The organism is Pseudomonas sp. MIL19 (assembly GCF_028680365.1).
GTDB classification, from domain to species: Bacteria; Pseudomonadota; Gammaproteobacteria; order Pseudomonadales; family Pseudomonadaceae; genus Aquipseudomonas; species Aquipseudomonas spirodelae.
Window position 1 is genome coordinate 1 of record NZ_JAPPVG010000032.1, and the last position, 22,285, is coordinate 22,285.

27 protein-coding genes are annotated in these 22,285 nt (G+C 60.6%); 7 read left to right on the forward strand and 20 right to left on the reverse strand.

The window, feature by feature from the left end:
• The first annotated feature begins 12 nt into the window (after positions 1 to 12).
• The gene (locus N1078_RS16275; protein ID WP_274089200.1) at positions 13 to 231 is read left to right on the forward strand and encodes a hypothetical protein; all 219 of its coding nucleotides are present in this window, start codon (positions 13 to 15) and stop codon (positions 229 to 231) included.
• Complete coding sequence (locus N1078_RS16280; protein WP_274089201.1) at positions 173 to 1,249, forward strand: NAD(P)-dependent alcohol dehydrogenase; 1,077 nt, start codon at positions 173 to 175, stop codon at positions 1,247 to 1,249. The genes N1078_RS16275 and N1078_RS16280 overlap by 59 nt, the downstream gene beginning before the upstream one ends.
• 33 nt (positions 1,250 to 1,282) lie before the next feature.
• On the opposite strand, the gene N1078_RS16285 is transcribed toward N1078_RS16280, so the two are convergent.
• From N1078_RS16285 to N1078_RS16335, 11 genes are all read right to left on the reverse strand, one after another.
• Positions 1,283 to 1,606 (reverse strand): DUF3392 domain-containing protein, encoded by a 324-nt coding sequence (locus N1078_RS16285; protein WP_274089202.1) that lies wholly within the window; start codon positions 1,604 to 1,606, stop codon positions 1,283 to 1,285.
• A gap of 31 nt (positions 1,607 to 1,637) precedes the next feature.
• The gene (gene hemW, locus N1078_RS16290; protein ID WP_274089203.1) at positions 1,638 to 2,798 is read right to left on the reverse strand and encodes a radical SAM family heme chaperone HemW; all 1,161 of its coding nucleotides are present in this window, start codon (positions 2,796 to 2,798) and stop codon (positions 1,638 to 1,640) included.
• Positions 2,795 to 3,391 (reverse strand): RdgB/HAM1 family non-canonical purine NTP pyrophosphatase, encoded by a 597-nt coding sequence (rdgB, locus tag N1078_RS16295; RefSeq protein ID WP_274089204.1) that lies wholly within the window; start codon positions 3,389 to 3,391, stop codon positions 2,795 to 2,797. The genes hemW and rdgB overlap by 4 nt, the downstream gene beginning before the upstream one ends.
• The gene (locus tag N1078_RS16300) at positions 3,388 to 3,816 is read right to left on the reverse strand and encodes a DUF4426 domain-containing protein (RefSeq protein WP_274089205.1); all 429 of its coding nucleotides are present in this window, start codon (positions 3,814 to 3,816) and stop codon (positions 3,388 to 3,390) included. Before N1078_RS16300 ends, rdgB begins: the two co-directional genes overlap by 4 nt.
• Before the next feature lie 56 nt (positions 3,817 to 3,872).
• Positions 3,873 to 4,472 (reverse strand): methionine biosynthesis protein MetW, encoded by a 600-nt coding sequence (gene metW, locus N1078_RS16305; RefSeq protein WP_274089206.1) that lies wholly within the window; start codon positions 4,470 to 4,472, stop codon positions 3,873 to 3,875.
• A gap of 2 nt (positions 4,473 to 4,474) precedes the next feature.
• Positions 4,475 to 5,614: a homoserine O-succinyltransferase MetX gene (metX, locus tag N1078_RS16310; protein WP_274089207.1), complete on the reverse strand. Its 1,140-nt coding sequence runs from the start codon at positions 5,612 to 5,614 to the stop codon at positions 4,475 to 4,477.
• A 107-nt stretch (positions 5,615 to 5,721) separates the two neighbouring features.
• Complete coding sequence (locus N1078_RS16315) at positions 5,722 to 7,704, reverse strand: dynamin-like GTPase family protein (protein WP_274089208.1); 1,983 nt, start codon at positions 7,702 to 7,704, stop codon at positions 5,722 to 5,724.
• Positions 7,705 to 7,916: 212 nt separating this feature from the next.
• Positions 7,917 to 8,213: a DUF167 family protein gene (locus tag N1078_RS16320; RefSeq protein ID WP_274089209.1), complete on the reverse strand. Its 297-nt coding sequence runs from the start codon at positions 8,211 to 8,213 to the stop codon at positions 7,917 to 7,919.
• 7 nt (positions 8,214 to 8,220) lie between these two features.
• Positions 8,221 to 8,811 carry a YggT family protein gene (locus N1078_RS16325; RefSeq protein WP_274089210.1) on the reverse strand — a complete coding sequence of 197 codons (591 nt, stop codon included), beginning with the start codon at positions 8,809 to 8,811 and terminating at the stop codon, positions 8,221 to 8,223.
• 9 nt (positions 8,812 to 8,820) lie between these two features.
• Positions 8,821 to 9,639, reverse strand: a complete 819-nt coding sequence (proC, locus tag N1078_RS16330) for a pyrroline-5-carboxylate reductase (protein WP_274089211.1) — start codon at positions 9,637 to 9,639, stop codon at positions 8,821 to 8,823.
• A 36-nt stretch (positions 9,640 to 9,675) separates the two neighbouring features.
• A complete protein-coding gene (locus N1078_RS16335) occupies positions 9,676 to 10,362 on the reverse strand; it encodes a YggS family pyridoxal phosphate-dependent enzyme (RefSeq protein WP_274089212.1) in 687 nt (228 codons plus the stop codon).
• Positions 10,363 to 10,425: 63 nt separating this feature from the next.
• On the opposite strand from N1078_RS16335, the gene N1078_RS16340 reads away from it, so the two are divergent.
• Both N1078_RS16340 and N1078_RS16345 read left to right on the forward strand, forming a co-directional pair.
• Positions 10,426 to 11,460, forward strand: a complete 1,035-nt coding sequence (locus tag N1078_RS16340) for a type IV pilus twitching motility protein PilT (RefSeq protein WP_090240439.1) — start codon at positions 10,426 to 10,428, stop codon at positions 11,458 to 11,460.
• Between the two features lie 107 nt (positions 11,461 to 11,567).
• Positions 11,568 to 12,713: a PilT/PilU family type 4a pilus ATPase gene (locus N1078_RS16345; RefSeq protein WP_274089213.1), complete on the forward strand. Its 1,146-nt coding sequence runs from the start codon at positions 11,568 to 11,570 to the stop codon at positions 12,711 to 12,713.
• Here the strand turns inward: N1078_RS16345 and N1078_RS16350 are convergent.
• The gene (locus N1078_RS16350) at positions 12,679 to 13,557 is read right to left on the reverse strand and encodes a TIGR03915 family putative DNA repair protein (RefSeq protein ID WP_274089214.1); all 879 of its coding nucleotides are present in this window, start codon (positions 13,555 to 13,557) and stop codon (positions 12,679 to 12,681) included. The genes N1078_RS16345 and N1078_RS16350 overlap by 35 nt on opposite strands.
• The gene (locus tag N1078_RS16355) at positions 13,557 to 14,768 is read right to left on the reverse strand and encodes a putative DNA modification/repair radical SAM protein (protein WP_274089215.1); all 1,212 of its coding nucleotides are present in this window, start codon (positions 14,766 to 14,768) and stop codon (positions 13,557 to 13,559) included. Before N1078_RS16355 ends, N1078_RS16350 begins: the two co-directional genes overlap by 1 nt.
• A 157-nt stretch (positions 14,769 to 14,925) precedes the next feature.
• On the opposite strand from N1078_RS16355, the gene N1078_RS16360 reads away from it, so the two are divergent.
• On the forward strand, positions 14,926 to 15,324 hold the full coding sequence (locus N1078_RS16360; protein WP_274089216.1) for an NINE protein: 399 nt from the start codon (positions 14,926 to 14,928) through the stop codon (positions 15,322 to 15,324).
• A gap of 53 nt (positions 15,325 to 15,377) precedes the next feature.
• On the opposite strand, the gene N1078_RS16365 is transcribed toward N1078_RS16360, so the two are convergent.
• From N1078_RS16365 to gshB, 7 genes are all read right to left on the reverse strand, one after another.
• Positions 15,378 to 16,649 carry a dihydroorotase gene (locus N1078_RS16365; RefSeq protein ID WP_274089217.1) on the reverse strand — a complete coding sequence of 424 codons (1,272 nt, stop codon included), beginning with the start codon at positions 16,647 to 16,649 and terminating at the stop codon, positions 15,378 to 15,380.
• Positions 16,649 to 17,659: an aspartate carbamoyltransferase catalytic subunit gene (locus N1078_RS16370; protein ID WP_274089218.1), complete on the reverse strand. Its 1,011-nt coding sequence runs from the start codon at positions 17,657 to 17,659 to the stop codon at positions 16,649 to 16,651. The genes N1078_RS16365 and N1078_RS16370 overlap by 1 nt, the downstream gene beginning before the upstream one ends.
• A gap of 10 nt (positions 17,660 to 17,669) precedes the next feature.
• On the reverse strand, positions 17,670 to 18,176 hold the full coding sequence (gene pyrR, locus N1078_RS16375; RefSeq protein ID WP_274089219.1) for a bifunctional pyr operon transcriptional regulator/uracil phosphoribosyltransferase PyrR: 507 nt from the start codon (positions 18,174 to 18,176) through the stop codon (positions 17,670 to 17,672).
• Positions 18,177 to 18,207: 31 nt separating this feature from the next.
• Positions 18,208 to 18,651, reverse strand: coding sequence for a Holliday junction resolvase RuvX (gene ruvX, locus N1078_RS16380; protein ID WP_274089220.1), 444 nt, complete (start codon positions 18,649 to 18,651; stop codon positions 18,208 to 18,210).
• On the reverse strand, positions 18,651 to 19,220 hold the full coding sequence (locus tag N1078_RS16385; protein WP_274089221.1) for a YqgE/AlgH family protein: 570 nt from the start codon (positions 19,218 to 19,220) through the stop codon (positions 18,651 to 18,653). Before N1078_RS16385 ends, ruvX begins: the two co-directional genes overlap by 1 nt.
• A gap of 84 nt (positions 19,221 to 19,304) precedes the next feature.
• Positions 19,305 to 20,201: an energy transducer TonB gene (locus N1078_RS16390; RefSeq protein WP_274089222.1), complete on the reverse strand. Its 897-nt coding sequence runs from the start codon at positions 20,199 to 20,201 to the stop codon at positions 19,305 to 19,307.
• 56 nt (positions 20,202 to 20,257) lie between these two features.
• A complete protein-coding gene (gshB, locus tag N1078_RS16395) occupies positions 20,258 to 21,220 on the reverse strand; it encodes a glutathione synthase (RefSeq protein WP_274089223.1) in 963 nt (320 codons plus the stop codon).
• A 238-nt stretch (positions 21,221 to 21,458) separates the two neighbouring features.
• Here gshB and pilG point away from each other — a divergent pair, with 238 nt between their 5' ends.
• Complete coding sequence (gene pilG / locus N1078_RS16400) at positions 21,459 to 21,866, forward strand: twitching motility response regulator PilG (protein WP_090446514.1); 408 nt, start codon at positions 21,459 to 21,461, stop codon at positions 21,864 to 21,866.
• 47 nt (positions 21,867 to 21,913) lie between these two features.
• On the forward strand, positions 21,914 to 22,279 hold the full coding sequence (gene pilH, locus N1078_RS16405) for a twitching motility response regulator PilH (protein ID WP_090250086.1): 366 nt from the start codon (positions 21,914 to 21,916) through the stop codon (positions 22,277 to 22,279).
• Positions 22,280 to 22,285: the final 6 nt, after the last annotated feature.

Here is a 22,285-nt window from a genome sequence, read left to right on the forward strand (position 1 = left end):
GCCTGAACCGCCGTGTACGGAACCGTACGCACGGTGGTGTGGGAGGACGGCGGCCGTGAGGCCGCCTCCTACCCGATCCTGGCAGAAAGCCGGGTGTTGATGCACGGCAGTTCGGGTTTGCCGTACCTGGACTACAGTGATTTCTCCTTACAGGCGGTAATGGAGAACGTTCATGAGCATGATGAAAGCAGCAGTGTTTATCGAACCTGGGCGCATCGAATTGGTGGATAAGCCGATTCCGCCGGTCGGCGCTAACGACGCCTTGGTGCGCATTACCACCACCACTATTTGCGGCACTGATGTGCACATCCTCAAGGGCGCGTATCCGGTCGCCAGGGGCCTGACCATTGGCCATGAGCCCGTCGGTATCATTGAGAAGCTGGGCAGTAATGTGCAGGGCTATACAGAAGGCCAGCGGGTGATTGCCGGTGCTATTTGCCCGAGCTTTACCTCGTATGCATGCCAGGATGGCGTCCCCTCGCAGGATGGCGGTTGCGCCTGCCACGGTTATAAACCCATGGGCGGCTGGCGGTTTGGCAACACAATCGACGGCACTCAGGCCGAGTATGTGCTGGTGCCTGACGCGCAGGCCAACCTGGCGCCGGTGCCTGATGGACTGCCCGATGAACAGGTGCTGATGTGTCCGGACATCATGTCCACTGGCTTTGCTGGGGCCGAGGCGGCGAATATCAAGATTGGCGACGTGGTGGTGGTGTTTGCCCAGGGCCCCATCGGCCTGTGCGCCACGGCTGGGGCCAAGCTGCGCGGTGCCAGCACCATCATTGCCGTCGATGGTGTCGATCAGCGCCTGCAAATCGCCCACAAGATGGGCGCGGATGTCACCCTCAATTTCAACCAGGTCGATGTGGTTGAGGAGATTCTGCGCCTGACCGGTGGGCGCGGCGTGGATGTGGCGATCGAGGCGCTTGGCCTGCAGTCCACCTTCGAGAATGCCCTGCGGGTGCTTAAACCCGGCGGGACTTTGTCCAGTCTGGGCGTTTACTCAACCGATCTGGTGATTCCGCTGAGCGCCTTTCATGCCGGCCTGGGTGATAACAAAATCATCACCTCGCTGTGCCCGGGCGGCAAAGAGCGCATGCGCCGCTTGCTGAGCGTGGTGGCCTCGGGGCGGGTCGACCTCGGCGCGCTGGTCACCCACGAGTACCCGCTGGATGACATCGTCGCGGCTTACGAACTGTTCAGCCATCAGCGTGATGGCGTGCTCAAGGTGGCGATCAAACCGTTCTGACGCGTTGCCCCGTCAGCTCAGGCTGGCGGGGCGTCAGTTACGGTCGGCCAGGATGCCGATGATAAAGAACACCAGGATCAATATCGGCGCCAGGGTGAAGTTGTTGAAGAAACCCAGGCCCTTGGCCAGGTAGGGCGTGGCGAAGATGATCAGCAGGCCGTAGCCGACGGCACAGAGCAGCACGAAGATCAGCGTGCGCAAGATGAAGTTCATGCTGCTGGTATTACGTTGCACCCAGGCATTGATGCCGGGTCCAAATAGCACCAGCAGGGTGGCCATGATGGTCAGTGAAATGTCGTAGAGGTGGCTGCGGCTCCAGCGTGACAGGGTAACGATCAGGTCAAGTAGCAGGTCCATCAAGGTTTCCTTAGCCGTGTGGGCGCATGCGTTAGGGTAGAAAGTGTTGCAGCAGGTCATTGAGAAACAGCTGGCCTTCGCGGGTGGCGCTTAGGCGCGCGGGGTCGCTGTGGAGCAGGCCGCGCTGCTGAGCTTCAAGGCGTGCCGCTGCGAGTTGGCTCAGCGGCAGGCCGGTGCGCTGAGTGAACAGTTCGCTGGCGACGCCGTCGGTGAGGCGCAGCACATTCATCAGAAACTCGAAGGGCAGCTCCTCGGCACTCAGCACCCGTTCGCCCGCATTGAAGCGTTTACTGCTGTCCAGGTAGTCCTTGGGCAGGCGGGTTTTCCAGCTGCGGCTGATGCGCCCGTCCGGGCTGCTCAGCTTGGCGTGAGCGCCGGCGCCGATGCCGAGAAAGTCGCCAAAGGTCCAGTAATTCAGGTTGTGCCGCGCCGCCTTGCCGGCCTGGGCATAAGCCGAGACTTCATACTGCGCGTAGCCTTCGGCGGCCAGCAGGGCCTGGCCGGCTTCCTGAATGTCCCAGAGAATGTCGTCTTCGGGCATCACCGGCGGCTGGTTCCAGAACACCGTATTGGGCTCAACCGTCAGCTGATACCAGGACAGGTGCGTCGGCTGCTGGGCGATGGCGATGCGCAAGTCACCCAGCGCGTCCTCGATGGACTGGTCCGGCAGGCCGTGCATCAGGTCCAGATTGAAATTATCGAAACCAGCGGCGCGGGCCATGTCGGCAGCGTGCACGGCTTCATCGCCATCGTGGATGCGCCCTAGGGCGATCAGCTTGGGTGCCTGGAAGCTCTGCACGCCAATCGACAGGCGATTGATGCCCAGGCTGCGGTAGTCGCGAAATTTGGCTTGCTCGAAGGTGCCGGGGTTGGCTTCCAGGGTGATTTCAATGTCCGGTGCAAACGCCACGCGCTGCTCGACGCCTTGCAGCAAGCGCCCCAGCGCCTTGGCTGAAAACAGGCTGGGGGTGCCGCCGCCGAAGAAAATCGAGGTCAGCGGCCGGCCATGTACCTGCGCCAAATCGGCTTCAAGGTCAGCCAGAAGGGCATCAACATAGGCCTCTTCCGGCAAGTTTGGCCCGGCGGTGTGGGAGTTGAAGTCGCAATACGGACACTTCTTCACGCACCAGGGGATGTGTATATAGAGCGCCAGTGGCGGCAGTTCGAAGCCGCCGCCGGAGGTGTGGCTCATGCCAGCCCCAGCCGTTGTTTCAGCAGGGCCATGGCGCGGGCGCGGTGGCTGATCTGGTTTTTCTCGGCGGCCGGCAACTCGGCGCTGGAGCAGTCGCGTTCGGGCACCCAGAACAGCGGGTCATAGCCGAAGCCTTCCACACCTTGCGCCGCGTGGAGGATGCGCCCGTGCCAGAGGCCTTCGCAGATGATCGGCAGCGGGTCGTCGGCATGCCGCACCAGCGCCAGGCAGCAAACGAACTGCGCGCCGCGTTCGGCATCCGGCACGGCCTTCATCACCTCGAGCAGCTTGGCGTTATTCGCCGCATCGCCCTGGCCATCGGCATAGCGGGCTGAATAGATACCCGGCGCGCCGCCGAGGAAGTCCACCGCCAGGCCGGAATCGTCGGCCAAGGCCGGCAAGCCGGAAACACGCGCCGCGTTACGCGCCTTGAGAATGGCGTTTTCGATAAACGACAGGCCGGTTTCTTCCGGCTCGATGGATGAGAACTCACCCACCGAGCGTACGCGCATACTGCTGCCAAGCATGGCTTGCAGCTCTTTGAGTTTGCCGGCGTTATGGCTGGCCAGCACCAGTTCGTTGAAGTGGATCATCGGTCTGGGAAAAATTCCTGGTTGAAGTCGACGCTGTGCGCTACGCCATCGGCCGCGCGAACGGTGATGGTGAAGCGCAGCATTTCTTGCTGAGTGAAGGGGAACTGCGCCAGGTAGTAGATGGCTGCGCCTTCAGTTACCTGCTTGAAGGTCAGCGGCTGGCTGCGCCCGACCAGGTCTTTGACCTCACCGCTGACGCTGGCGTTGCTGGCGTTGCTGGCCTTGCCGTCCTTGAGTACAGAGATGTTGACCACGCCCAGGGTTTTGCTGCGGATCAGGCCGTTGGCGGCGGCAATGTCTGGCTGCAGGAAGCTGGAGTTGAAGGCAATGTAGTGCACATCCAAATCGCCAAAGCTTTGCTTGCGTTCAGCGAGCGCGGGCAGGCTTAGGCACAGGGCGATAAACAACAGGGCAATGCGATGCATGGGGAGTCTCCTGATTCAATCTGAACAACAGCCCGTTCAGCGGTCGGCGTGTACGCCTAGCGTGTTGCGCCGCTAATCCGGTAAATGCCGATTTCACCTAATAGATTAGGCCAGATACGACTGGCCCAGCCGTGCCGATGGTCGCGATCCACGGCCAGACGGTCTTTGATTTTGGCGCCCTGGTCGTGGCACAGGTTTTCGAAGTCTTCGAAGGTGCAGAAGTGGATGTTCGGCGTGTTGAACCAGGTGTACGGCAAAAAGTCCGACACCGGCATGCGGCCCTTGCTGGTGAGGTACCAGCGGCAGCGCCAGTGGGCGAAGTTGGGGAAGGTAATGATGCAGGTTTTGCCGACCCGGAGCATTTCCGCCAACACTTTGTCGGGGTAGTGCAGGGCTTGCAGTGACTGAGTCATCACCACTACGTCGAAACTGCTGCTAGCAAAGTTGCTCAGGCCTTTATCGAGGTTTTGCTCGATCACGTTAACGCCCTTGCTGACGCACTGGGCGATGTTGTCCGCATCGATTTCCAGGCCGTAGCCGCTGACCTGCTTGTGCTCGGTCAGCCAGGCGAGCAACTCGCCGTCGCCGCAACCGAGGTCCAGCACGCGACTGCCGGCGGGAATCCACTCTTGGATGATTTCGAGATCCGCGCGCATGACTACACCTTAATCCGTTTCATATAACTGTCGAACGCCTGCAGGTAGCGCGGAATGGGGATCAGGAAGGCGTCGTGGCCCTGCGGTGCGTCAATTTCCAGGTAGCAGACGTTCTTGCGTGCCGCGGTCAGGGCGTCGACGATCTCGCGCGAGCGCGCTGGCGAAAAGCGCCAGTCAGTGGTGAAAGACATCACGCAGAAGTCGGCGCTGACCCCGGCCAAGGTTTTGGCCAGATCGCCATCGTGCTGGGCCGCCGGGTCGAAGTAATCGAGTGCCTTGGTCATCAGCAGGTAGGTGTTGGCATCGAAGCGCGTGGAGAACTCTTCGCCCTGATAGCGCAGGTAGCTTTCCACCTGGAATTCGACACTGTGGAAGTCGTAATTGAGCTTCTCACTCTTCAGCCCACGGCCGAATTTCTCGCCCATGGCGTCGTCCGACAGGTAGGTGATGTGGCCGACCATGCGCGCCAGCATCAAGCCGCGCTTGGGGATCACGCCTTGTTCCTGGAAGTGCCCGCCATGGAATTGCGGATCGGTGAGGATCGCCTGGCGCGCGACTTCGTTGAAGGCGATGTTTTGCGCTGACAACTTGGGTGCCGAGGCAATGGCCAGGCAGTGGCGCACGCGCTCGGGGTAGCTGATGGTCCACTGCATGGCTTGCATGCCACCGAGGCTGCCACCGACCACAGCGGCCCACTGCTGGATTCCGAGGCTGTCAGCCAGGCGTGCTTGACTGTGCACCCAGTCTTCCACGGTCATTACCGGAAAGTCCGCGCCAAACGGCTTGCCGGTGGCCGGGTTAAGGCTGCTGGGGCCGGTAGAACCGTTGCAGCCACCGAGGTTGTTCAGGCTGACCACAAAGAACTTATTAGTGTCGATGGGCTTGCCGGGGCCGATGCAACTGTCCCACCAGCCGGGCTTGCGGTCATCCACGCTGTGGTAGCCCGCGGCGTGATGATGGCCGGACAAGGCATGGCAGATCAGTACGGCGTTACTGGCCGTGGCGTTGAGCTCTCCATAGGTTTCGAAGATCAGCTGATAGTCAGCCAGGCTGCGCCCGCAAGCCAGCGCCAGAGGTTCTGCGAAGTGCAGTACTTGCGGAGTGACCAGGCCAACAGAGTCTTGGGGGAAAACAATCGACATCGACCCTGCTCGCAATAAAGGAAGAGCCGCAGTCTAAAGAGCGCCGCCCCGTGCGGCAAGCACACGGGGCGGCGGGTGTATGGCGGATAAGGCGCTGCTGGCTGCGGTTATTCGCCCATGCTCTGCGGCCGGCTAAGCCCTGGCAGGCTGACCACCTTAGCCTGACGTTGCGCGGGAGCCGGGCGGCGCAGAATGCGCAACATGTCGCTGGCCTGCGCCAGTTGCTGCTCCAACTCGGCGCTGTACCGCGCCAGTTGCTGGCCGCGCTGGCGTGCTTGTTGGGTTTCCTGCGCCAGGGCTTTGAGCCGCAGCATGTGGGTTTCCAGCAGCTGTTTGTGTTCCAGGGTGTGTTGCATCAAGGGCATCAGCGCATCGTTGGCCCACTGCTCGGCGTCCTGGCGCATGCGTTGATGCAGGCCGATGACTTCCTGCACCAGGGTGGCGAAGAAGCGTTTGCTCAGGCTGCGCTGTTCGGTCAGCAGGGTTTTCAGCTGCAGGCGGAACTGGTCGGCTTTGCGCTGCTGCTGCTCGAGTTCACGCTTGTAGCGGTTGACGTTGAACTGCGGGGCGTCGACGCCATGCAGTGGGTTTTCTTCGTTGTGCCGCCGGTAGATGGCCGCCACCATGGTGTTGGCCATCTCGGCTTCCTGGCTCAGGTTGTGCAGGTCCTGCTCCACGCTGCGGAAGAAATCCAGGATCGCCTGGTTGATGCCCAGGGTGGTCCAGCTGCCAGTGAGGTCCCGGCGTACGGTGTTGAGGTGTTCATCCAGGCGCTCGCTGCGTGAAGCATGGCGTAGCAAGTCGCCCTGGCGCTTGAGCAGGCGCTGGTTGGTTTTAAGGCCAAGTAGACGTTTGTGGTGCTGGCTGTGGTCGTCCTTGGTCTTGGCGGTCAGCTCAAAGAGCATCTGGCCATTGTCGTGCTGGTGGTTGCTCAGCAGGGCCTGCTGCTCGTTGACCTTCTCCAGGCGCAGGTTGAGCAGGTGTTGGCTGTTCTGCAGCAGAGCCATTACCTGAAAGACCACACGGTCTTCGAGCAGGCGCTCTTTCTGCGCGATGATGCGCTCGCACAGCAGGTTTTCCAGGTTGCTTATCTGGCTGCGCGTCAGCAGGTCGGCGTCTTTGCGCACCTTGGCCAGCATGGCCTGTTTGGCCGACAACGGCAGTACGTCTTCAGGCCGGATGCCCAACTGCTTGGCAGTGTTGGTCTGAATGATGCGGATGGCGTTTTGCACAAAGGTCTCACCCGCCAGGTCATCCCACAACACGTCGATCTTGTTCAGCACGGCGAACAGGCAGGTCTGGGTGTCTTCGTCGAGCTGACGGATATGCTGCTGCCACACGACCATGTCGCTGACGGTGACGCCAGTGTCGGCGGACAGCAGGAAGATGATCGCCTGGGCGTTGGGCAGCATCGACAGGGTCAGTTCCGGCTCGCTGCCGAGGGCGTTCAGGCCGGGAGTGTCGAGGATGCGCAAGCCCTGACGCAGCAGCGGATGGTCGAAGTTGACCATGGCATGACGCCAGGCCGGCACCAGCACTTCGCCGGGGCGGTGGGTGCTTTCCAGCATGTCCGGGTGAAAGCCCAGGGCTATGGCTTGCTCAACCGGCATGGGTTTGCTGCGGGCCACTTGGTTAAAGGCCTGGACCATGTTGTCCGGGTCGCTGAGGTCCAGGGTGATATTCACCCAGTGCCGAGGGACGCGCTTGAACTGCGCGATGCTGGCTTCGGACCCCCGCGTTTCGATGGGCAGCAAGCGAATATATGAGCGTTCCGACTGCGGGTCGAAGAACAGCTCGGTGGGGCACATGGTGGTGCGCCCGGCCTGGGACGGCAGCATGCGCTGGCCATAAGACGAGAAGAACAGGCTGTTGATTAACTCGGTTTTACCGCGCGAGAACTCGCCGACAAACGCCAGGGTAATGTGGTCGGTGCGCAGCAGTTTCAGCGCCCGTTCAAGCTTGCCTTCTACGGCCTCTGAGTTCAGCCGATTGCTCACCAGCCAGCTACGGTAGCGGGTGATTTCGCGCATCAACTCGCGCTTCCAGGTGACGTAGGCGTCAACCTGCTCACTGAGACGTTGCATGCTCATCCTTGGCTTTCCTCTAGTTGGCTCATCCATTGCGGGGCAGTTGCCGTGCACCGATTCAACGATGCCGCGCCTCGGGCTGGCGTGGCCGGCAATGTTTTAACACCTGTGGCGTGGCGTCAGGCCCACCCAGCCCATGAATAGGCCTGCCAGGCATTATGCGGGTCGCAGCTGTGGCGTCAATTGCAGGCCGTCGCACGCCGCCTTGTGGTCGCTCAGGCCTGCTGAGTGGTTAGTTCGAGTGCGTCGGGTAGCTGCTGCGGCTGTTTGATGCGGACGCGTTTTTGCCGGCTCTGCTGACCGCTTTCCAGGCTGACCTGGCTTTTACTGACGGCCAAGGCGCTGGCCAGAAAGGCCAGCAGGTGGGCGTTGGCTTTGCCGTCCACGGGCGGGGCGGTGAGGCGAATCTTCAAACGATCACCATGCAGCCCGGCGAATTCGTCACGGCTCGCCTTGGGCTGCAGATGGCATTCAAGGATCAGGTCGTTGCCGTCCCAGCGGAAATGACTCATCTGTCGGTTAGATCGCCAGGCTCAAGCCTTTGAGCATGCCGGTCATGATCGCCAGGTTGCGGATCACCATCATGTCGATCAAGTTGAGAATTAAAAACGCCACGATCGGCGACAGATCCAGCCCACCCATGCTTGGCAGGATGCGGCGAATCGGCGACAGCAAGGGCTCGCATATTTGGTTAACCAGGCCTACCGCGGGGTTTTGGCTGCCTTGCGCGACCCAGGAGAGAATCACGCTGATGATCAAGGCAAAGAAGAACACCTTGAGGAACAGCGCGGTGACGCCAATGATCGACCAGACCAGCAGCTGCACGGGGTTATCCAGGCCATAGCCGAGCAGCATCAGGGTCAGTGCCATCAGCACCAACTGCACCAGAATCGCTAACACCAGCGACGCCAGGTCCAGCCCGGCCAGGCTGGGGATAACTTTGCGCAAGGGTTTCAGCAGCGGGTGAGTGGCGCGCACGATAAATTGGCTGAGCGGATTGTAGAAGTCCGCACGAACCAATTGCAGGATAAAGCGCAGCAAGACGATCAGCAGGTACAGGCTGCCAATGGTTTGCAGGATATAAACAGCGGCGGTGTTGAGTCCGATCATTTTCGTTCCTTATCGGCCCAGTTGTTCGGCCAGCTCGGCAGAACGGTGGGCGGCAGCGTTAAGTGCTTTTTCGACCAATGCTTCGAAACCATCGGCCTGGAAACTCTTGATGGCGGCTTCGGTGGTGCCGGCAGGCGAGGTGACGCGGCGGCGTAGTTCACTGGCATCGACATCGCTGGCCACGGCCATGCGCGCCGCCCCAAGGGCGGTGTGCAGGGTCAGTTGGGCGGCGGTGTCATGCGGCAGGCCGAGCTTTTCACCGGCCGCGGTCATGGCTTCAATCAGCAGGAAGAAGTAGGCCGGGCCGCTACCCGATACGGCCGTTACGGCGTCGATCTGCTCTTCTTTATCCAGCCACAGGGCCAGGCCTACGGCGCTGAGCAGCTGTTCGGCCTGCTGGCGCTGGCTTGGTGAAACCTGGGCATTGCCATACAGGCCGCTGACGCCTTGGCGCAGCAAGGCTGGGGTGTTGGGCATGCAGCGCACGATGGCGCGTGGGCCGAGCCAGTTTTCCAGGCTGGCGCAGCTGATGCCGGCGGCAATGGAAACCACCAGCTGCTGCTCACCGACATGCGCGGCAAGGTCCAGGCAGACGTCTTTCATCACTTGCGGTTTTACCGAGAGCACGATGATGTCGGCATCTTTGATCGCGTCGGCGTTGGCGGCGAAGGTTTCGATGCCATGCTCGGTGCTGATTTTGCTGCGCTGTTCGGCTCCACGGTCACTGGCGCGAATGGCGCTGGCGTCGATGCCTTGCGCGCGCAGGCCGCCGATCAAACTGGCAGCCATATTGCCTGCGCCGATAAAGGCAATGCGGGGAGTGGTCATAACGGGTTTCCTCAATAAGGCTCAAGACAAGTTCAATCAGGTCTTGCTGTAATCACGTGCGCCGAACAGTGCAGTGCCAATGCGCACCCAGGTTGCACCTTCGGCAATGGCCGCTTCCAGGTCATGGCTCATGCCCATGGACAAAGTGTCGAGGCCCAGGTTCAGGCCTTGCTGCAGTTCGCGCAAACGGGCGAAGGCGGCGCGTTGTTCAATGGGGTCGTCAGTGGGCTCGGGAATGGTCATCAATCCGCGCAGGCGCAGGTTGGGCAGTTGTGTAACCGCTTGTGCCAGGGCCGGGAGTTCATCGGGGTGGCAGCCGGACTTGCTGGCTTCACCGCTGACATTGACCTGCAGGCAGATATTCAGCGCCGGCAAGTGTGCCGGTCGCTGCGCCGACAGCCGTTCGGCGATTTTCAGGCGGTCCACCGAATGTACCCAGCTGAAGTGCTCGGCAATGGCCTTGGTCTTGTTCGACTGGATCGGGCCAATGAAGTGCCAGGTCAGTGGCAGGTCATACAGCTCTGCCTTTTTATCCAGCGCTTCCTGCAGGTAGTTCTCGCCGAAGTCCTGGGCGCCGGCGGCAAATGCTTCACGCACCGCCGCAGCCGGTTTGGTTTTGCTCACCGCGAGCAGGCCGATAGACCCACAATCTCGCTGTGAGGCTTGCGCCGCCTCACGTATGCGCACTCCGACCTTTGCAATATTCTCTGCTATCGTGGACATTACTCGCGCCCGCCGCCTGGGTTTTGCGGCATTCTACCTGCTTGTCTGTCATTAGGGAGTCCCATGGATATCACTGAATTGTTGGCCTTCAGCGCCAAGCAAGGTGCATCGGACCTGCACCTCTCCGCTGGCCTGCCTCCGATGATTCGGGTTGACGGTGATGTCCGCCGGATCAACTTGCCTGCGCTGGACCATAAACAAGTGCATGCGCTGATCTACGACATCATGAACGACAAGCAGCGTAAGGATTTCGAGGAGTTCCTCGAGACCGACTTCTCCTTCGAAGTGCCGGGTGTGGCGCGTTTCCGGGTTAACGCCTTCAACCAGAACCGTGGTTCTGGCGCGGTATTCCGGACCATTCCGTCGAAAGTGCTGAGCATGGAAGACCTCGGGATGGGCGAAATTTTCCGCAAGATTTCCGATGTGCCGCGCGGCCTGGTGCTGGTCACTGGGCCTACGGGCTCCGGTAAGTCGACCACCCTGGCGGCGATGCTCGACTATATAAACAGCAACAAGTACCACCACATCCTGACGGTCGAAGACCCGATCGAATTTGTCCACGAGTCGAAAAAGTGCCTGATCAACCAGCGTGAGGTGCACCGCGACACCCTCGGCTTCTCCGAGGCCCTGCGCTCGGCGCTGCGTGAAGACCCGGACATCATCCTGGTCGGCGAGATGCGTGACCTGGAGACCATCCGCCTGGCGCTGACCGCCGCGGAAACCGGTCACCTGGTCTTCGGCACCCTGCACACCACCTCGGCGGCCAAGACCATTGACCGCGTGGTTGACGTCTTCCCGGCCGAAGAGAAATCCATGGTTCGTTCCATGCTCTCCGAATCGCTGCAATCGGTAATCTCGCAGACCCTGCTGAAGAAAATTGGCGGCGGTCGCGTGGCCGCTCACGAAATCATGATCGGCACCCCGGCCATTCGCAACCTGATCCGTGAGGACAAGGTGGCGCAGATGTATTCGGCCATCCAGACCGGTGGCTCGCTGGGCATGCAGACCCTGGATTCCTGCCTGAAGACCCTGGTTTCCAAGGGCATCGTTAGCCGTGAAGCGGCGCGCGAGAAGGCCAAAACCCCGGAAAACTTCTAAACCGACAGCGCTTGGCAGGCCGTCGCCTGTCGGGTTCAGCTCAGCGGCAACACACGCGCCTGCCGCTGGCGCTTGCATAACCGCGTGATGCACATGGGCGAACAACGATGGAATTCGAAAAACTGCTGCGCCTGATGGTCGAAAAGGGTGGCTCTGACCTGTTCATTACCGCTGGCGTGCCGCCGTCGATGAAGGTTAACGGCAAGATCATGCCGATCACCAAGACGCCCATGTCGCCTGAGCAGACCCGTGAAACCGTGCATTCGGTGATGAATGAACAACAGCGCCGCGACTTTACCGAGAATCACGAGTGCAACTTCGCCATCAGTGCTCGCGGTATTGGCCGTTTCCGCGTCAGTGCCTTCTACCAGCGCAATCTGGCCGGCATGGTGTTGCGCCGTATCGAAACCAATATCCCAACGCTGGATGAGCTGAAACTGCCGGAAATCCTCAAGAAGCTGGCGCTGACCAAGCGCGGTTTGGTGTTGTTTGTCGGTGCTACCGGTACCGGTAAATCAACCTCGCTGGCAGCGATGATTGGCTACCGTAACAAGAACAGCAGCGGTCATATCATCTCCATCGAAGACCCGATCGAATACATTCACCAGCATCAGAGCTGCATCGTTACTCAGCGCGAAGTGGGCATCGACACCGAATCTTTTGAGGTGGCGCTGAAGAACACCCTGCGTCAGGCTCCGGACGTGATTCTGATCGGCGAGGTGCGCACCCGTGAAACCATGGACCATGCGGTAGCCTTCGCTGAAACGGGCCACTTGTGTCTGGCCACTTTGCACGCTAACAACGCTAACCAGGCGCTGGACCGGATCATCAACTTCTTCCCGGCGGACCGGCAGAATCAGGTGTGGATGGATTTGTCGCTGAACCTCAAGGCTATCGTTGCCCAGCAATTGATCCCGACCCCCGACGGCAAGGGTCGTCGCGCGGTGATCGAGGTGCTGATCAACACCCCGCTGGCCGCCGACCTGATCCGCAAGGGCGATGTGCACGAACTCAAAGCACTGATGAAGCGCTCCACCGAACAGGGCATGCAAACCTTCGATCAGGCGCTTTATACCCTCTATAGCCAGGGTGAGATCACCTACGAAGATGCGCTGCTATATGCGGATTCGGCCAACGACCTGCGTCTGATGATCAAGCTCGGTTCGGAAACCGATGGCGATCACCTGAGCAGCATGAGCCAGGGCTTGTCGCTGGAAGTCAGCGAGGACGATCCGGGTCGGCGTTTTCGCTGACCTGCGGCGCCTTTGCTGCGCTGCGTCGAATGCTTTTGCCGGCCTGCTGGGCGACGGCGGCAGCCTGACCGTCGCGCTGTGCACCGGCGCGGGCCTGGCTCATGAGTTGGGGAATCAGCGGGCCTTCCGGCAGGTTTTTCCAGAAGCGCACCGGCAGGCTGTTCTCCAGCGCGCTGCGGTTTAGCCGCGCTGGATTAAAGGTGCTGCCGTAATAGGCCAGCCACAAGGCTTGTCCGTCATCTTCAGGCGTTTGCGCCAGGCGCTGCCACCCATCCGGGCAGGGGCGCTGATAGTGCAAATGCTGCCCATCCCAGTAGATGCCGTCATCTGGCGTAGCAATTAGCCAGGTGCTGCGGCCCAGGCGTTCCACGAAGTGTTCGCTGGCGCTGTGCAGAATGTCATGGGCAGGTTCGTGCCAAGCCACCAGGTGCGGGCCTTCGACAGGCTCTGGGCGGGGATGAAAGCGCACAAATGCATGCAGGTGATGGGCTTCGCGGCGTACCGCTTTGAGTCGCTTATGCAGCTGGCTGCCGTCGATATCTCCGGGCAGCATGGCGGCGCGATCACCCTGAGCGACGCGCCAGAGAATTCGGTACAACAGGCTCCAGCGGTCCTCCACCCGAAAGCATGCCGCGCTCTGCAGCAGCGCGAGTAGTTGCCTGGGGATGCGCGGCGCCTCAGCTGCAGGCGTTGTATTTACTGGGCTGGGTGCTTGGTCAAACAGGCCGCCGCGGTCGCCGTCCCCCCGCCAGTTGACTTGATGCGGTGCCAGACCCTGGCGCAGCAGCGCACGGGCCGTATCACGCCAGCCAGCAAAGCTGCCATCGAAATGCGCGCTGTGCATTACCACAGCGCCATCTGAGCTGGTGTTTCACTCAATTGCTGGCGCAAGAGGAGTGATTCGCGGCTGGCCTGCAGTGGCCGATAGTCTTGGGTGACGATAAACGGCTTGGCCTTTTCCAGGGCGCAGCGCAAACGCGTGAGGTCTTCAAAGCGGATACGTCGCTGGCGGCGCAGCGCGACCAAGCGTTTCGCGCTGAGTACGCCGATGCCTGGCACGCGGGCAATCATGGCGGGCTCGGCACGATTGAGGTCAACCGGGAAATGCTCGCGGTTGTTCAGTGCCCAGGCCAGTTTCGGGTCGATATCCAGCGCCAGATTACCGGGACCGGTGAGCAGTTCGCTGGCCTCGAAGCCATAACCACGCATGAGGAAATCCGCCTGATACAGGCGATGTTCGCGAAGCAGCGGCGGCGCTTCGAAGGGCACGGTATTTGGGCTTTGCGGTATTGGGCTGAAGGCCGAGTAGTAAACGCGGCGCAGCCGGTAATTGTCATAAAGCGAGGCGGCGGTGTGCAGGATGGTGCTGTCATCGGTGGCGTCGGCGCCAATAATCATCTGTGTGCTTTGCCCGGCGGGTGCGAAGCGTGGCGCACGTACTTCAGTGCGGGCTTCGCTTTCACCCAGATGAATCGAGTGCATGGCCTGCTTGATGGTGCGCACCTGTTTCTCCGGTGCTAGGCGGACTAGGCTGGCCTCGGTGGGCAACTCGATGTTCACGCTGAGGCGGTCTGCATAGCGTCCGGCTTCGGCAATCAACAACGGGTCGGCGTCGGGAATGGTTTTGAGGTGGATATAGCCGCGAAACTCATGCTCTTCGCGCAGCAATTTAGCCACGCGGATGAGCTGCTCCATGGTGTAGTCGGCGGAGCGGATGATCCCGGAGCTGAGAAACAGCCCGCTGATGCAGTTGCGTTTATAGAAGTCGATAGTCAGGGTCACCACTTCTTCTGGGGTAAAGCGCGCGCGCGGCACGTCGCTGGAGCGGCGGTTAACGCAGTACTGGCAGTCATACAGACAGAAGTTGGTCAGCAGGATTTTCAGCAGGGCCACGCAGCGACCATCAGGGGTGAAGCTGTGGCATATACCCATGCCGCTGGTTGAGCCGATGCCGCTCTTGCCTTTTGAGCTGCGTGTGGGCGCGCCGCTGCTGGCGCAGGACGCGTCATACTTGGCGGCGTCGGCGAGCACGGTGAGTTTCTCGATCAGCTGCATGGTAGTGCCTGAAATAGCTGTTTATGCATACAGTATTTAATAATCTTAGGCAGGCAGCAAGCGCTGCTTTTGCAGTCTGCTCAGCGGATTGCCCCGCTCGGCGAACCTTGCGTAGAGTGTGGCGTCAAAGCGTTATCAGCCATCAGGAGGCACGCATATGCAGCGACAGGACACGCACAGCAAATTCATCGGCTATTTGCTGTGGATTTTCGGCTTTCTCGGCGCACACCGTTTCTACTACGGCAAACCGGTCACCGGGACCATCTGGTTTTTCACCTTCGGCTTGCTGTTTATCGGCTGGATCGTTGACCTGTTTCTGATCCCGGCCATGGATCGAGAAGCGGATCTGCGTTTTACTGCCGGTGATACCGATTACAACGTGGCGTGGATTCTGTTGACCTTTCTCGGTATTTTCGGCGTGCACCGTATGTACCAAGGCAAGTGGATTACCGGGATCATTTACCTATTTACCGGCGGCCTATTTCTGTTGGGCGTGCTGTATGACTTCTGGACATTGAATACCCAGGTGTCGATTAAAAACGCCGAACGCGGCTAAGGTCTTGATACGAAAAAGCCCGCCAATTGGCGGGCTTTTTCATGCTGCGCGGCTTACGCCTGGTAGCTGATGTGCCCATCAACCAGGGTGTAGCGCACCGCACCGGGTAGACAGTGGCCCATAAACGGGCAGTTACTGCCTTTTGAAAACCAGCTTTCTCCAGCCAGCGTCGATGCCTGTGGGTCGAACAGCAGCAGGTCGGCCGCAGCGCCGACCGTGAGCCGACCAAGCGGTAGGCCCAGCGCATCGGCCGGGCCGTTGCTTAGGCGTGCCAGTAGGGTCGGCAGGTCGAGCAAACCGTCTTGTACCAGGCTCATGGCCAATGGCAGAAGCAGTTGCACGCTGCTGATACCCGGCTCTGTCGCGCCGAACGGGGCCAGTTTGGCATCGCGCTCGTGCGGCTGGTGGTGGCTGGCAATGGCGCTAATTACGCCGCTTTTTACCGCGGCACGCAGGCCGTCACGATCACGGGCTGTGCGCAGTGGCGGTTGCACGTGATACAGGCTGGAGAAGCCTTCCAGGGCTTCGTCGGTGAGAATCAGTTGGTACAGCGCGACATCAGCAGTCACTGGCAGGCCGCGGGCTTGCGCGTCGGCGATCAGCTGGGCGCCGCGGGCGCTGGTCAGTTGGCTGAAGTGCGCGCGTACACCGGTCTGCTCAACCAGCAGCAGGTCGCGGGCCAAGGCCACGGTTTCCGCACTTTCCGGAATACCCGGTAGGCCGAGGAAGCTGGCCATTGCGCCTTCGTGGGCCAGGCCGCCTTCGGCGAGGTCATGGTCTTGCGAGTGGAAGACCACCGTCAGGTCGAAGGTGGCTGCATATTCCAGGGCGCGGCGCAGGGTACGGTTGTTGTGAAAGCTATCGAGGCCATTGCTGAAGGCCACGCAACCGGCGTCGCGCAACGCTACCAGTTCTGCCAGCTGCTCGCCTTCCAGGCCTTTGCTCAGGGCGCCAATCGGGAACACCTTGGTGTGCCCGGCTTCGCGAGCGCGGTCAAGAATCAGCTCGGCCACCGCCGGGGTGTCCAGTACTGGCTTGGTAAAGGGTGGGCAGCACAGGCTGGTGACGCCGCCGGCTGCCGCTGCCAGGGTTTCCGTGGCGATGCTGCCCTTACGGCTATAACCCGGTTCGCGCAGGGCGACGTTCAGGTCGACCAGACCCGGGGCGGCCACTAGGCCCTGTGCGTCGATGCTTTGCTCGACGACAAAGCCGGCTGGCGCCTGGCCAATGGCGACGATCTTGCCGCTTTCAACAAAGATATCGGCGAGCTGATCGAAGTGGCTGCTGGGGTCAATTACCCGGGCGCCGAGGATACGCATACGCATCAGTTCTGCTCCTCAGCGTCTTGATTGAGTTGGCGTTGGGCGTTCTGCCCGCTCATGGTCATGGACAGCACGGCCATGCGGATCGCGATGCCGTAGGTCACCTGGTTGAGAATCACCGATTGCGGGCCATCGGCTACGGCCGATTCGATCTCAACCCCCCGGTTGATGGGGCCTGGGTGCATGACCAAGGCATCGGGTTTGGCCAGTTTCAAGCGCTGCTCGGTGAGGCCGAACAGGCGGTAGAACTCGCCCTCGCTGGGCAGCAGGCCGCCGCTCATGCGCTCACGTTGCAGGCGCAGCATGATCACCACGTCGACATCTTTGAGGCCTTTGGCCATGTCGCTGTACACGGTGACGCCGTATTGCTCGATGCCGACCGGTAGCAGGGTTTTCGGCGCGATCACGCGAATATCCGGGCAGCCGAGGGTCTTCAGCGCGAGCATGTTGGAGCGCGCCACCCGTGAGTGCAGGATGTCACCGACGATGGCCACCGAGAGGTTCTCGAAGCTGCCTTTGTGGCGGCGGATGGTCAGCATGTCGAGCATGCCCTGGGTCGGGTGCGCGTGGCGACCGTCGCCGCCGTTGATGATCGCCAGGTTCGGGCACACGTGCTCGGCGATAAAATGTGCTGCGCCGGAGTCCGCATGGCGCACGACAAAGATGTCGGCGGCCATGGCTTCGAGGTTGCGCAACGTGTCGAACAGGGTTTCGCCCTTGCTGGTTGAGCTGGTCGATACGTTAAGGCTGATGACATCGGCTGACAGGCGCTGAGCCGCCAGTTCGAAAGTGGTGCGGGTGCGCGTGGAGTTCTCGAAGAACACGTTGCACACGGTCTTGCCGCGCAACAGCGGAACCTTTTTCACCGCACGCGCGCCAACTTCGAGGAAGGAGTCGGCGGTGTCGAGAATTTCGGTCAGCAGTTCGCGCGGCAGGCCATCGATGGAGAGGAAATGGCGCAGCTGGCCTTGGTCGTTAAGCTGCAGCGGGCGCTTGGCGGCTTGGGTCGTCATCGGGCGAGTCTCAGTTGGCAAGCGTCTGGAGTTCGAGGGTCAGGGGCGTGGGGCCGGATAATTTTACCCGTTGATCCACCGCCAGTGACAGGGTTGCACCGACTACATCCGGGCGGATCGGCAGTTCGCGGGCATCCAGGTCGAGCAGGCTGACCAGGGTTACGCTGGCCGGGCGGCCGTAGTCGAAAAGTTCGTTAAGCGCGGCGCGGATGGTGCGGCCACTCATCAGTACATCGTCGATCAGCACCAGGTGCTGGCCTTCGATTTCGAACGGCAGCTCTGACGGCTGCACCTGAGGGTGCAGGCCGTTTTGGGTGAAGTCATCACGGTAGAACGACACATCAAGAATACCCAGGGCGTCCTGGCGGTTCAGCGCGGAAAGTAGCGCTTGGGCGACCCAGACACCGCCGGTACGGATGCCGATAAAGCGCGGCTCGCTGATCCGTCGTTTATTCAGGTGGCTGGTCAGGGCGGCGGCCATTTGCGGCAGCAGTTCGGCCGGGTTGGGTAAGCTCATGGCAACACTCCAGGTGCAATCTTAGTGGGGGTTAGCCCAGGCAGTTTTCTTCAAGCCAACCTTGCAGCAGCAGGGCGGCGGCAAGGGCGTCGACCGGGCGTTCGCGGTAGCCGCTGGTTTGTCCCTGTTGCAGGCGTTGGCCTTTGGCCTCGTAGGTGGTCAGGCGCTCGTCGTGGGTGTGTACGGGCAGGTTGAAGCGGCCGTGAAGGCGGCGGGCGAATTTTTCTGCGCGCTCGCTCATCTCACTTTTCGTGCCGTCCATGTTCAGCGGAAGGCCGACAACGATGGCGTCCGGCTGCCACTCCTTGATCAGCGCTTCGACTTTCTGCCAGTCGGGTACGCCGTTCTGCGCCTTGAGGATGCACAGCTCGCGGGCTTGTCCGGTGATGACCTGGCCGACTGCGACGCCAATCTGCTTGCTGCCGTAATCGAAGCCCAGCAGCAGGCGCAGCGGCTTTGTCTTGGTTTCAGTCATCAGGCGTGTCCGGCTTGTGAGCTAAGCAGGCTGAGATTGACGCCCAGGCGGGCGGCGGCGGCATTCAGGCGTTGGTCGAAGGGCAGGTCGAAGAGGATGCTCGCGTCTGCAGGGCAGGTGAGCCAGGCGTTGTCGACCAGCTCAGCTTCCAGCTGGCCGGCGTCCCAGCCGGCATAGCCGAGGGTCATCAGGTATTTATCCGGGCCGCTGCCGTCGGCAATCGCAAACAGCACGTCTTGCGAGGTCGACAGACCTAGCTCGCCCAGCTCCAGCGTCGCTTGGTACTGCGGGCCGCTGGGGTGCAGGACAAAGCCACGGTCGGTCTGCACCGGGCCGCCGTTAAAAATTGGCAGGCTCTGGCACAGCACCGGTGGATCTTCATCCGGGCGCAGCTGTTCGAGTACGTCGGCCAGGTTGAGGCCGCTAGGCTTGTTGATCACCAGGCCCATCGCACCGTGGGCGTTATGGTCGATCAGGTAGGTAACGGTCTGCGCAAAACGCGGATCGGCCATGTGCGGCATGGCAATCAGGAAATGGTGCTTGAGGTAGCTGGGGCTGGCGTCTTTCATGGGGGGTAGTTTGGAGCTTTGCGTGGCAAGCCTCAAGCCCATACGTTGAGCCGTGATGGTCCCTGGCTGGTTTTGCGTCGCTGCTCAGTTACTCGACAGGCGGTCGCCGCGGGCGAAGCGCCAGGTACGGATGATTTCCAGGCGGTCGACATCAGCCAGGTCTCCGGTGAACGGCGCGAACGGTGCGGCTAGGCGCACGATACGCAGTGCTGCCTGATCGAGCAGGCGCTGTCCGGAGGATTCCAGTACTTGCACTTCGTACAGCGTGCCATCGCGGTTGATCGATACCAGTAAGCGCAGGTTGCCGTAGATGCCCTGGCGGCGTGCTTCATCGGGGTAGTTGAGGTTGCCGACGCGCTCAACCTTTTTGCGCCACTCATCTTTATACCAGGCACCTTTGTCGCGCATGGTTGAGGCCGCGCTGATGCGATGGACCTTCGGGCGTTTGGCGTACTGCTGCACTTCCAAGGCCAGTTCAGCCTCTAGGCTGGCAATCTCCGACGACAGTTGAGCGCTGTCAAACACCGGCGCTGGTCGGGTTTGCGGCGTGGGCTTGGCTTCTTCGCGTTTGACCGGGGTTTTCTGTTGTTGCGGGGCGCGCGTGGCGACAGCTGCTTTAGGGGCTTGCTGGCGCACGGCGGGCTGTTGCGGCGCGGCGGGTGGGGTTACGCGCTTCACCTCGCTGTCCTGGAACAGCGCCTGCTCAGTGGTTTTCGGCGCGGCTTTGTGTTCCAGGGTGCCGCTGCCCTGTTGATTGTCCTGGGCGAGGAAGTCCGCCTCTTTAGGCTTTTCTTCGCTTTTGAAGGTGGAGAGGGTGATCTCCAGGGTTTTGCTGATCTGGCTGGGCTCGGCCAGGGTAAACCCCAGGCCAAGAATCAGTGCGGCATGCAGCGCGGCAGCGAGGAACAGGGTAAAGCCCAAGCGGTCCGCCGGCTGTACGCCGGCGCTGGGAAGTTCTGGGAGTTGGGCTGTTGCGTTCATTGCATGCCGGGTCTGCTCAGGTTGCCGCGCAGTCTGCCGAGGGTGCATGGAAAAGTCTATGAAGCACTGCGCGCATTGAGCTTCTCGGCAATTTTGTCCATCAGGCGCTCGCCGATACGTGTATCGAAGGCCGTATCGATCTCGCGGATGCAGGTCGGGCTGGTGACGTTGATCTCGGTCAGGTGTTCACCAATCACGTCCAGGCCGACGAACAGCAGGCCTTTCTCACGCAGGGTTGGCCCGACGGCGGCAGCGATTTCACGGTCGCGTTCGCTCAAAGGTCTGGCTTCGCCGCGGCCACCGGCGGCGAGGTTGCCACGGGTTTCGCCGGCCGCTGGAATCCGTGCCAGGCAATAAGGCACGGGTTCGCCGTCAATCATCAGGATGCGCTTGTCGCCATCCTTGATCGCCGGCAGATAGCCCTGAGCCATAATCTGCTGCTGGCCGTGATTGGTCAGGGTCTCGAGAATCACCGAAAGATTGGGATCGCCTTCGCGATGGCGAAATATCATCGATCCGCCCATGCCATCGAGTGGTTTGAGAATGATGTCACGCTGCTCTTTGGCAAACTCGCGCAGAATGTCGGCTCTACGGCTGACCACGGTCGGCGGGGTGTATTGGCTGAACTGGGTGGCAAAGTACTTTTCATTGCAGTCGCGCAGACTTTGCGGGCGGTTGACCACCAGCGTGCCGGCTTGCTCGGCTTGCTCCAGCAGGTAGGTGGAGTAGACGAACTCGTTGTCGAAGGGCGGATCCTTGCGCATCAGGATCACATCCAGCTCGCTTAGCGCGACATCCTGCTCACTGCCCAGCTCGAACCAGCGTTGCGGATCGTTGAATACCTTAAGCTCTGAAAGCCGAGCGCGTGCGACACCCTTGGCTTGGTAAAGATCTTTCTGTTCCATATAGAAGAGGGTCCAGCCGCGCGCTTGCGCGGCCAGTAACATGGCCAGCGAGCTGTCCTTCTTGAAGGCGATCTGGGCGATGGGATCCATGACAATGCCGAGGCGGACGCTCATGGCGGTGTTCTCCGTAAATGGTAGCGATTAGGGTGTGACTGGACGCGATATGGCGTCAGGGTGGCGTTGACAAGCCAGGTGGTCAAGGAAAAACCTTGGCCCAGCCGGCTTATAGATTGCATCTGGAGAGTGTGCTAAAAAGGCCCGACGATTGGGAGGTAGCCCGTCGGTGACAGGGTCTCAGGCGCACTGATATAACGCAAAAATAACGACTCACCGAGGCGATGGTAGGGCAAACATGGAACAGCATTCCGAGGGCTTGAGGGTGATGGTGATCGACGACTCGAAAACGATTCGTCGCACCGCGGAAACCCTGCTGAAAAAGGTGGGCTGCGAGGTAATTACCGCAGTTGACGGCTTCGATGCTTTGGCAAAGATCGCCGATACTCACCCAAATATCATTTTTGTCGACATTATGATGCCGCGACTCGATGGCTATCAGACCTGCGCCTTGATCAAGAACAACAGCGCTTTCAAATCCACCCCGGTGATCATGCTGTCTTCTAAAGATGGTTTGTTCGATAAAGCCAAAGGGCGCATCGTCGGCTCCGATCAATACCTGACCAAGCCCTTCAGCAAAGAAGAGCTGCTTGGGGCGATCAAGGCTCATGTGCCCGACTTTATTCCGGTGGAACAAGCGTCCTGACGCCTGGCTGACCAGCTGCGCGTCTTTTTAAAGTATTGGGAAACACCATGGCTCGAATTCTGATTGTTGATGACTCGCCGACTGAAATGTACAAACTGACCGCCATGCTGGAAAAGCACGGTCATCAAGTACTTAAAGCGGAAAATGGCGCCGATGGCGTTGCCCTGGCACGCCAGGAAAAGCCGGATGCGGTGCTGATGGATATCGTTATGCCTGGCCTCAATGGCTTTCAGGCGACCCGCCAGCTGACCAAAGATGCCGACACCAGCCATATCCCGGTGATCATCGTCACCACCAAGGATCAAGAAACCGACAAGGTCTGGGGCAAGCGCCAGGGTGCGAAGGATTACCTGACCAAGCCGGTTGATGAAGACACCCTGGTTAAAACCTTGAATGCAGTATTGGCCGGTTAAACCGAG